Source organism: Amycolatopsis sp. NPDC006131, assembly GCF_040614175.1.
GTDB classification, from domain to species: Bacteria; Actinomycetota; Actinomycetes; order Mycobacteriales; family Pseudonocardiaceae; genus Amycolatopsis_E; species Amycolatopsis_E tucumanensis.
In genome coordinates, this window is the sequence record NZ_JBEXTX010000060.1 from 37,479 (window position 1) to 47,837 (window position 10,359).

A 10,359-nucleotide genomic window follows, 5' to 3' on the forward strand; every position below is an offset into this window, starting at 1 on the left:
CAGTGCCGTTGACGGTCGTCGTGCTAAATGACCACAGTGAGGGCCCCCAACGAAGGGAAGGCGTCCTGTGAAGCAGTTCGTGTGGAAGGTCCTGGCGGCCGCCGCGGCGGCCGTGGCCCTCACCGGTGTGACGGTGGGCCTGGCATCGGGAACGACTCCGGAGACGGCGAACCGGCCGGCGATGGAGCAGTTCCACCCCGTCGTCCGCGAGGCGGCCGCGAACACGCGGGGCCTGGCCGTCGAGTACACGGTGTACCGGCCGGCGGACCTGGACGAGATCCACGGCAGGCTGCCCGTGGTCGTCATCGGCAACGGCGCGTGCCGCCACCTCGGCAACAACGAGCTGCTCGCCACGGAGATGCTGGTGGCCGCACACGGTTTCGTCGTGGTCGCGGTCGGCGCGGTCGACCAGCCGGCGAACGACGAGAACGGCACCCCGCGCCCGGAGGTCATCACCGACGGCATCACCTGGGCCGAGCGGGAGAACGACCGCAAGGGCAGCGACCTGCGCAACCGGCTCGACCTGAACCGCGTGGCGGTGGCCGGGCACTCCTGCGGCGGGCTCGAAGCACTGGTCGCGGGCGCGGATCCGCGGGTGAAGTCGGTGGCCTCGCTCGACAGCGGCTTCTTCGCCGACGGGCGGTACGGGTACGGCCGGGAGGAGCTGGCGAAGCTGCACACCCCGGCGTTGTTCCTCGACGGCGGACCGTCCGACGTGGCCCACGAGAACAGCCTCGCCAACTACGACCTGGCGACCGTGCCCGCCGTGCGGGCGACCAACCCGGGTGCCGGCCACAGCGGGTTCTGGTACGGCCTGCGCGACGGGCAGGTCGACGCCGCCATGCGTGAGGAGGCCGTTTCGGTGCTGGTGAACTGGCTGGACTTCACCCTCAACGGCAACCCGGTGGCCCGCGACTACTTCCTCGGCTCGTGCACGCTGTGCGCGACGCCGGGGTGGGAGGTCGCCGCGAAGAACTTCCCGGTCCGATGAGGCGGCTCGCGCGTGCCCTGGTGGCCGCACTCCTGCTCACCGCCGGGACCGCGGTGCCCGCGTCGGCGGCGGACCAGTGCCTCACCGGCGCGTCCTGTCTCGACGGCCGCCTCGCCGACGGCACGCCGTACCTGTTCGTCAAGCCGGACCACTGGCAGGGCACGGTGATCGTCGGGCTCGACTTCGCCTCCAGCGGGCTCGCCGATCCGCTGACCGCCCGGCTCGTGGACCGCGGGATCGCCGTCGGCGGGACCACCCGCACGGTCACCGGGTGGAACATCGCGCGGGCGATCGACAACCAGGCCGAGGCGTTGTCCCGCTTCGAGGCGGCGTCCGGCCCCGCGAAGTGGGCCATCGCGTCCGGCGAGTCCATGGGCGGGTTCGTCTCCGCCGGGGCGGCGCAGGTGCACCCGGAGGTGTTCGACGCCGCGGTGCCGTTCTGCGGTGGCCTCGGCGGCGCGGTCGGGCAGTGGAACCAGAAGCTGGACACCGTGTTCACGCTGAAGACGCTGCTGTTCCCGGACCGCGACCTGCCGGTGACCGGGATCCCCGCGGACGTGCCGGGCACGCAGCAGGCGTGGATCTCGGCGCTCGCCGGGGCGCAGGCGACGCCGGAGGGCCGGGCGCGGATCGCCCTCGCCGGGGCGATCGGGCAGCTCCCGGAGTGGGGTCTCGCGGCCGACGGCTCCGAGACGCCGCTGCCCCGCACCGTGACCGAGCGCCAGGAGGGCACGTACCTCGCGCTGGCCGGCGGGCCGTTGCCCTACATCGGACAGGCGATGAGCAGCCGCAGGCAGATCGAGCAGCTGGCCGGTGGCAACCCGTCGTGGAACACCGGGGTGGATTACGCCCGGCAGCTCGGCGACGACCCGGCGGTGCGGGAGCTGTACCGGCGGGCCGGGCTGGACCTCGGCGCGGACCTCGCGCGGCTGGCGGCGGCGCCGCGCATCGCCGCCGACCCGTCCGCGGTGGCCTACCTCAGCCGCGGCATCGTGTTCGACGGCGAGCTGGACATCCCGGTGCTGACCGTCAACGCGACCGGCGACCAGATTTCGACGGTGGCGCAGCAGCAGTCCTACGGCGCGGTGGTGCGGTCGGCGGGCAACGGCCCGCTGCTGCGGCAGACGTACGTGCAGACCGCGGGGCACTGCACGTTCACCGCGGACGAGCAGGTGAGGGCCATCGAGGTGATGCTGGACCGGTTGCGGACCGGGCACTGGCCGTCCACCTCGCCGCAGGTGATGGGCGGCCGGTACGTGCCGTTCACGCCGCCGGTGTTCAACCGGCCGTTCACCGCAACGGTGTCTCCCGGACGGTGACGACCGCGGCGAAGGCCAGCAGCGCCAACGGGATCGCGGCGAGGAACGCGAGCCGCAGCCCGCTGGTGTAGGTCAGGTGCACTGTCTCCGCCAAGGCGGCCGGGAGCCGGGCGATCTGTTCGGGAGTGCCGAGCAGATCGCCCGGCAGCCCCTCGCGGAGGTGGGACGCGATGACCGAGCCGAAGGCCGCCACGCCGACCGCCCCGCCGAGGGAGCGGGCGAACGTGGCGGCCGAACCGGCCACCCCCAGGTCACCGGGACCGACCGCGTTCTGCGCCGCCAGCACCAGGACCTGTTGCGCCATCCCGGTTCCCGCGCCGAGGACCGCCATCGCGGCGGCGAGCCACCACGGGGAGGTGGCGGGCGTCAGCGGGGCGAGCATCACCAGGCCCACCACCAGCAACGCGCAGCCCGCCGCGGGGAACACCTTCCAGCGGCCGGACGCGACGATCCGCCGCCCGGTCAGCACGGAGGCCGCGATCATGGTGCCGATCTGGGGCAGCATCAACAGGCCGGCGCGCACCGCGTCGTGCCCGCGCACCACCTGCAGGTACTGCGGCAGGTAGATGATGCCGCCGAACATCACCGCGCCCAACAGAAAACTCGCGCCGACCGCCGCGGCGAACGACGGCACGCGGAACAGCCGGGGCGGCAGGATCGGATCCGCGGCCCGCAGCTCCCTGGCGAGGGCCGCGATACCCAGGCCCACGACCACCAGGCCCAGCACGAGGTTCGGCCAGGACAGCCACGGCCACGCCGTGCCCGCGGCGGACAGCAGCAGCACCAGGCCGCCGAGCGCACCCGTGAGCAGTGCGGCGCCCGCGTAATCCACGGGGGCGCGGGATGTCGGTGGCTGCCGGTGGGGCGCCAGCCGCACGAGAACCGCCGCCACCGCGGCGATCGGCACCACGCCGAGGAAGCACCACCGCCAGCCCCACGCGCCGACCACCAATCCACCGGCCAGCGGCCCCGCGACCGACGCGACGCCGAACGACATGCCGAACCAGCCGGTGTACCGGCCGCGCTCGCGTGCCGGGACCAGCCCGGCCACCAGGGCGTTCGACAGCGCCAGGATCCCGCCCGCGCCGGCGCCCTGCACCGCGCGGCCGGTGATCAGCCAGCCCATCGCCGAGGCCGTGCCCGCGATCAGTGAACCGGCCACGAACACCGCGATCGCCGCCAGCAGCAGCGGCCGCGGGCCCCGCCGGTCGGCGCCCTTGCCCCACAACGGGGTCGCGGCCGTCATGGTCAGCAGCGCGGCGCTCGCCACCCACGCCACTTTGTCCTGCCCGCCCAGCTCCCCGGCGATCGTCGGCAGCGCGATGCCGGCGACGGTGTTGGTCAGCGACGCGGCGAACAAGGCGACCAGCGCGCCACCGAGCACGGCGGGCATCGACGGGGGTTCAGGGTTCACCATTCACGCACCAGTGAGCTGATCGCTTCGGGCGACGGCTGCCGCGGGTCGCCGTGGGCGTCGGGGGTGGTTCAGCCCGTCGCGCCCGCCGCGCGCCTGGGGCGCCGCCCGCTGCGCGTCGCCGAGCGCCGTGGGTGTCGAGGGTGGTTCGGCACACGTCACGGTTCCGCCCCTCGCGCGCGCTGTTCGCCTGGGGCGGCGGCTGCCGCATGTCGCCGAGCGCCGTGGACATTGGAGGTTGTGCTGATCGCCTCCGGCGACCGCTGCCGAGCACTGCGGGTATCGGGCTCGTTCAGCACACCTCACGGTCCAGCCAGTCGCGCACCACGGCGCTGATCGTCTCGGGCGAGGCCTGCCGTGCGTCGACGTTGTCCGCGTGCAGCTCCAGCACCGGGATCCCCGCCGCCCGCAGGGCGCGTGTCGTGAAGTAGCCGCCGCGCGCGTCGTCGGAGACCAAGTGCACCACGCCGTCCACGCCGTGGTTGCGGGCCTCCTTCACGTACCACTCGGCCGACCACGGCGGCGTGTACAACTGGTCGGAGAACGCGGCGAAACGCGCCGCCAGTGCCCGCAACGAATCGTCGCCGTAGCGCAGGTACCCGTCCGCCGCGATCGCGAGGTACATCGACCACACGAACACCGCGCCGTGGCTCTCCTGGAACCGGCGGTAGAAATCCAGGTCGAACCACAACCCCCGGCCGATCCACATGAGACGGACGCGCTCGTCCTCGCACACCGCCGCGCCCGCGTCGATGCGCGCCGCGACCTCGTCGTGGAAGGCCCGCGCCGCGTCCCGCGCCCATTCCGTCCCGCGATGCCACTGCGGCACCATGACGCTCGGGATGCTGTCGGTGACCGCGAGCGGGCACGGCCGCGCCGCCGCGATCAGGTCCCTGGTGCGCCGATTCCACTCCTGTTGCTCGTTGACCAGCGCCATCACCTCCCGGAAGCGGGTCTCGGAGAACACCCGCCCGGTGGTCTGCTCCAGGAACCGGATCAGCCCCTCCAGCTCGCCCACCATCAGGTCGAGCCGGTCGCTGCCGATCGCCTCCTCCCAGCGCCGCGGCATCAGCTCCCACCAGCGCACCGGCACGTCGTCCGCGGCCGCGCTCTCCAGCGGGTAGAACGTGATGCCCGGCTGAGCGTCCCAGACGTCGAAGATCTTGCGCGATGCGTCCCCGGTGGTCTCGGCGAGCACGATCGACGGCCGCGGCAGGCCACCCCACGGCGCGTTCGCCGGATCGGGGTCGAACAGCGAGGCCAGCGACGTCGAGCTGTACTGCTCCACGTAGTCCGGGTAGCCGCGCTCCCGCAGCAGCGCGAGGTAGTCCTGGGTGCGCCGCTTCGCCGCGACGATCGAGGCCCACCACTGGTTCACCACGTACGGGATGCCCATGGCGCGGAAGATCTCCTGCGGCGCGTCGGCGTTGACCAGCGCCAGCGGCCCGTCCTGGGCACGCAGGCCGGCGAACCACTCCTTCTGGTAGGCGGTGGCGGCGGACGCGGAGGCGAGGCGGGTCACGGCAGTTCCTTGATCGCGGTGCGGGCTTCGGGGGTGAGGCCGCCGTACGGCTGCCGTTCCAGCAGGACCGCGGGCAACCCGGTGGCTTCGCGCTGGGCCGGGTAGTCCCACGGCGGCGCGTCGTCGTGCTCGCGGACGTAGGAGATCAGCGCTTCGGCTCCGCACGCCCGCGCCGCGGCGGCCGTGTGTGCGGCCCGGGCGCGGATCGACGCGCGCGGGGCGGACGGCCCGTTGTGCTGGTAGCGCTCGGCCAGCGCCAGCTCGGTCGGCGCGCCGACCGGCCGCTGCCACAGCAGATCACCCCAGTCGTGGTCCTCGCCGACGATCAGCAATCCCGCCTCCTCCAGCGCCTCGTACACCTCCGGGCCGTCGTGCCCGCTGCCGGTGAGGAACACCCGCAGCCCCGGCACCGGGGCGTGATCCTCCTCGAGTACCGACTCCACCAGCTCGATCGCCGCGGGCACCGGCAACGCGGTCGTCCGGGCCACAATGGACAGTGCTCGCGTCCCGCTCAGCCGTGCGCGCCGGCGCAGGGCCGCCATCTCACCGAGCAGCGCCCGCAGCCGGTCGTGCGCGGTGATCGCGTCGGCAAGTGCCGCGTCGGTGATCACGGAGCCCGTCCACGATTCCAGCGTCGCCCGCAGCTGCCGGACCTTCGCCAGCACGTACCGCGTCGTCGTGCGGTGCGGCAGGTGCAGCACGTCGACCAGGTGCACCGGCGGCAGCGCCACCGCCGGCTCCACCCGCCGCAGCTCGCGCAGCGCGTAGAACAACCGCAACGACGCTTCGCAGTCGCGGGACACCACGAGCCCGTCCAGCCTGCCGAACTCCCCGGCCAGCAACCGGGACAGCAGCGACCGCGCCGCCGGGTCGAGGCCGCGGCCGAGGTACTTCTCGCCCAGCGTCCGGTCCGCGTCCGGCCGCCCGGCCAGCCGCACGGGACGCGCCCCGGCCGCGGTGATCAGCTCCACCGGGACGTCCGCGCCCACGTATCCGATCACCGCGGCCATCAGATCACCGCGTCGGCGGCCAGTTCCGCGAGCTGTTCGGCGCTGTACCCCAGCCGCTCGCGGTACACCTGGTCGTTGTGCTCGCCGAGCGCGGGCGCCGGGCGGTCGAAACCCGCGCGGGCGCCGGAGAACCGGATGGGGATGCCGGTCGCGGACAGGTCGGCGACCGCGCCGTGCCGGGGGTGCGCGAGCGGCACCACTTCCTCGCGCTGCCGCACGAGCGGATCGCGCACGGCCTCCCGCGGTTCCCGCACCGGCGCCGCGGGCACCCCGTGCGCGGCGAACGCGTCGACCACCTCGGCCACCGGGCGCGACGCGCACCACTCGCGGATCAGGTCGTGCAGCTCGTCGGCGTGCCGGACGCGCTGGTCCCGGCTGTGGAACCGGTCGTCCTCGACCAGGTCCGCGCGTCCCATCGCACGCAGCACGCCGTGCGCGAACGCGTCGGTCGGCGCGCACAGGGCGACGTGACCGTCGGCGGCAGGCAGGATCCCGAAGGGCGCCAGCCGCGGCACCATCGACCCGGTGCGCTGCGGCAGCCCGACCGCCTCGAAGGCGTCGAACGGCTCGCACGCCACCAGCGAGGTCAGCGCGCCGAGCATCGACACGTCGACGTGCTGCCCCTCGCCGGTGTGCTCGGCCTGCATCAGCGCCGACACGGTCCCGATCACCGCGAACAGCGGCGCCAGCATGTCGCCGACCGGCAGCCCGAACCGCACCGGGCCTTCGTCCGGCTCGCCCGCGGTCATCATCACGCCGCTCAGCGCTTGGATGATGGAGTCCATCGCCTTGCCAGAGCCGGGACCGCCCTGCGCGCCGAACCCGCTGATCGAGGTGTAGACCAGGCGCGGGTTCAGCTCCCGCACCGCCGGGTAGTCGATGCCGAGCCGGTGCGTCACGCCCGGGCTGTAGTTCTCCACCAGCACGTCGGCGTCGCGCACCAGGTCGGCGAAGACCGCCTTGGCGCGCGGGTTCTTCAGGTTCAGGGTGACGCTGAGCTTGTTGCGGCCGCGGACGAGCATCGACACCGACATGTCGTCGTCGCCGCGCCGCGTCAGGGAGAGCCCGTCGCGGCCGAGGTAGGGCGCGTTGTTGCGGGAGGAGTCCCCGCCGGTGAACGGGTTCTCCACCTTGATGACCGTGGCGCCGAGCCCGGCGAGCAGGAGCGTCGCGTACGGGCCGGCCAGCGCGGTGGTCAGGTCGATGACGGTGCGCCCGGCGAGCGGCTGGTCGGTCATGACGTCCTTTCGATGTCGGCCAGCAGGACCCGGTCGCCGCGCGGCGTGAACCGCCCGTTCAGCCCGGCCCTGCGGGTGATGTCGTCGATGTAGCCGGTCACCCGGTCGCCGTCGGGCGTGCCGCCGCACGGCACCGGCGCGCCGCGCTCGTCGATCCAGCACGGCACGAACCCGGCTTCGGCGAGCCCGTCGCGGTCGAAGCCGAGCCAGGCGATCGCGGTGTTGCGGCTTTCCGGGTGGAACGGGTAGGCGGGCATCCGCGGGTCGGGCGCGAACCCGTACAGCTCCTTGCGCCGCCGCGACCACGCCTCCAGTTCCGCGCTGGAGTCCGAGCCGGTGCCCGGGGTGAGCGCGTGGGTGACGGTGACGAAGTTGCCGAGCCCGTGGAAGATCGGCTTCCCCCGGTGGGTTTCGATGCCGCGCATGATGTGCGCGTGGTGCCCGAACACCGCGTCGGCGCCCGCGTCGATCGCCGCGCGGGCCACCGGCTTCTCGTACATCGCGACCGCGGCCGGGGTGTGGCCGACGCCCTTGTGCAGCGACACCAGCACGATGTCGGCGTCCGCGCGCAGCGCCCGGATGTCGTCGGCCATCGCGTCCAGGCTGTCCGGGTCGGCGAAGGTGTAGATCTTCGGCGGCCCGCCGGGGCTCGCGTGGTCCAGCTCGTAGTGGGTGAGCACGTGCACGTAGGCGCAGCCGGGCTTCTTCGACGTGGCCCAGGATTCCCGCGGGCCGACGCAGTTGTAGGACAGCACGCCGATCCGCAGCCCGTCGCGCTCGACAATTGCGGGCTTGCGCGCCTCGTCCAGGTTCGGCCCGGCGCCCGTCGGCAGGAGCCCGGCTTCCCGGGAGTGCCTGATGGTGTCGGCCACGCCGACGTCACCGGCGTCGCAGATGTGGTTGCCCGCCAGGGTGACGATGTCGAAACCCGCCTGAGCAAGCGCCTTCAGCGCCGCGGGGTCGGCGGGCGGTGCGGGCACGTCGGTGCTCTGCGAGACCGTCGTCGTGGAGTGCGGGACCTCGACGTGCCCGATCGTCACGTCGGCCGAGCGCAGCAGGTCCGCGGACGGGGCGAGGAACGACGCCGGGTCCGGCTCGTCGAGGATCAGGTCCCCGACCGAGGCGATGGTGATCACGAAACACCCTCCATCGTCGCGTTGTGGCGGGCCAGGAATGCCCGCAGCCGCGGGGTTTTCGGGTCGCCGAACAGCTCCGCGGGCGGCCCGGACTCGACGATCCGGCCCGCCTCCATGAACACGCAGCGGTCGGCGACCTCGCGGGCGAAGGCCATCTCGTGGGTCACCACGACCATGGTCATGCCGTTCGCGGCGAGGTCCCGCATCACGCCGAGCACCTCGCCGACCAGCTCGGGGTCGAGCGCGCTGGTGGGCTCGTCGAACAGCGTGATCCGCGGGTGGGTGGCGACCGCGCGGGCGATCGCCACGCGCTGCTGCTGGCCGCCGGAGAGCTGCCGCGGGTAGTGCCCGGTGCGGTCGCTCAGACCGACCTGCGCCAGCAGCTCCAGCGCCTCCGCCCTGGCCTCGGCGCGGTCCCGGCCGTGCACGCGCACCGGCGCTTCGGTGACGTTGCGCAGCACGGTCATGTGGGGGAGGAGGTTGAACTGCTGGAACACCATGCTCATCCGCCGCCGCTGGGCCGCGACGCGCCGCTCGGGCAGCGGGCGCAGCCGGGAACCGCGGCGCTCGTAGCCGAGCAGCTCGTCGTCGAGGTAGATCGCGCCGCCGTCGATGCTCTCCAGCTGGTGCACGCACCGCACCAGGGTCGACTTGCCCGACCCGGACGGGCCGATCACCACCACCACCTCGCCCTCGTGCACGTCCAGGCTGACGTCGTCGAGCGCGGTGTGGTCGCCGAAGGACTTGCGCACGTTGCGCACGCGCAGCACCGGATCGCTCATTTCTTCACCCCGTGTCCCCGGCTGAAGTGCCGTTCCAGGCGGCGCTGGCCGATCGTCAGCAACGTGACCACCGCCAGGTACCACAGGCACGCGACGATCAGCATCGGCACGATCTGGTAGGTGCGGTTGTAGATGACCTGGACCGAGTGCAGCAGGTCGGCCATCGCGATCACCGACACCAGCGCGGTGCCCTTGAGCACGCTGATGAACTGGCTGCCCGCGGGCGGGATGATCGTGCGCATCGCCTGCGGCAGCACCACGCGCACGAACGTCTGGCCGGGCGTGAAACCCATCGCCCTGGCCGCGTCGCGCTGCCCGCTGTCCACGCCGAGCAGCCCGGCGCGGATGATCTCGGCCAGGTAGGCCGACTCCACCAGCGACAGGCCGATGATCGCCGCGGTGAGCGGGGTGATCACCAGGTTGGCGTCCCAGGAGGCGAACACCGGGCCGAACGGGATGCCGATCGACAGCCGCGGCAGCAGGTAGGCCAGGTTGAACCAGAAGATCAGCTGCACCAGCGGCGGGATGCCGCGGAACACTCCGATGTAGACGGTCGCGGCCCAGCGCAGCGGCGGGAAGTCGCTCAGCTGCGCCGCGGCGAGCAGCCCGCCGACCAGCGAGCCGATCACCATCGCCACCACCGCGAGCAGGACGGTGGTGCCGAGCCCGGCGAGCACGGTCGGGTCGAACAGGTACTCGGCCACGACGTCCCACTGGAAGCGGGAGTTGCCGATGAGGAACCAGGCGAGCTGGGCGGTGACGACCGCCAGGACGATCCCGGCCACCCAGCGCCACGGCCGGAACCGGTGGCGCGCGGTGGCGACGTCGTCGGGCGGCGCCGCGGTGAGGGTTGTCATGGGTTCTCCATAAGATTGTTGATGTTCAGGACGGGATGTTCTGGATGCCCAGGGCGATGGGGTGTGGCTGATGGGTTCTTGCCCCGTTGG

General features: G+C 73.0%; 9 protein-coding genes. 2 read left to right on the forward strand and 7 right to left on the reverse strand.

What is annotated here, in order from left to right; genetic code table 11:
* The first annotated feature begins 67 nt into the window (after nucleotides 1-67).
* A complete protein-coding gene (locus tag ABZ215_RS26960; protein ID WP_020418922.1) occupies nucleotides 68-991 on the forward strand; it encodes an alpha/beta hydrolase in 924 nt (307 codons plus the stop codon).
* Nucleotides 988-2,310, forward strand: a complete 1,323-nt coding sequence (locus ABZ215_RS26965) for a hypothetical protein (protein WP_354952559.1) — start codon at nucleotides 988-990, stop codon at nucleotides 2,308-2,310. Before ABZ215_RS26960 ends, ABZ215_RS26965 begins: the two co-directional genes overlap by 4 nt.
* On the opposite strand, the gene ABZ215_RS26970 is transcribed toward ABZ215_RS26965, so the two are convergent.
* From ABZ215_RS26970 to ABZ215_RS27000, 7 genes are all read right to left on the reverse strand, one after another.
* Nucleotides 2,282-3,727, reverse strand: coding sequence for an MDR family MFS transporter (locus ABZ215_RS26970; RefSeq protein ID WP_354952561.1), 1,446 nt, complete (start codon nucleotides 3,725-3,727; stop codon nucleotides 2,282-2,284). The genes ABZ215_RS26965 and ABZ215_RS26970 overlap by 29 nt on opposite strands.
* Nucleotides 3,728-4,016: 289 nt before the next feature.
* Entirely contained in the window at nucleotides 4,017-5,246 is a 1,230-nt protein-coding gene (locus ABZ215_RS26975; protein ID WP_354952563.1) for a 2-hydroxyacyl-CoA dehydratase family protein, read from the reverse strand.
* Nucleotides 5,243-6,256 carry a 2-hydroxyacyl-CoA dehydratase family protein gene (locus tag ABZ215_RS26980; RefSeq protein ID WP_354952565.1) on the reverse strand — a complete coding sequence of 338 codons (1,014 nt, stop codon included), beginning with the start codon at nucleotides 6,254-6,256 and terminating at the stop codon, nucleotides 5,243-5,245. The genes ABZ215_RS26975 and ABZ215_RS26980 overlap by 4 nt, the downstream gene beginning before the upstream one ends.
* Entirely contained in the window at nucleotides 6,256-7,494 is a 1,239-nt protein-coding gene (locus tag ABZ215_RS26985; RefSeq protein WP_237338589.1) for a CoA transferase, read from the reverse strand. The genes ABZ215_RS26980 and ABZ215_RS26985 overlap by 1 nt, the downstream gene beginning before the upstream one ends.
* A complete protein-coding gene (locus tag ABZ215_RS26990; protein WP_354952567.1) occupies nucleotides 7,491-8,630 on the reverse strand; it encodes a CapA family protein in 1,140 nt (379 codons plus the stop codon). The genes ABZ215_RS26985 and ABZ215_RS26990 overlap by 4 nt, the downstream gene beginning before the upstream one ends.
* Entirely contained in the window at nucleotides 8,627-9,412 is a 786-nt protein-coding gene (locus ABZ215_RS26995; RefSeq protein WP_354708894.1) for an amino acid ABC transporter ATP-binding protein, read from the reverse strand. The genes ABZ215_RS26990 and ABZ215_RS26995 overlap by 4 nt, the downstream gene beginning before the upstream one ends.
* Nucleotides 9,409-10,269: an amino acid ABC transporter permease gene (locus ABZ215_RS27000; RefSeq protein ID WP_354952569.1), complete on the reverse strand. Its 861-nt coding sequence runs from the start codon at nucleotides 10,267-10,269 to the stop codon at nucleotides 9,409-9,411. Before ABZ215_RS27000 ends, ABZ215_RS26995 begins: the two co-directional genes overlap by 4 nt.
* Between the last annotated feature and the right edge of the window lie 90 nt (nucleotides 10,270-10,359).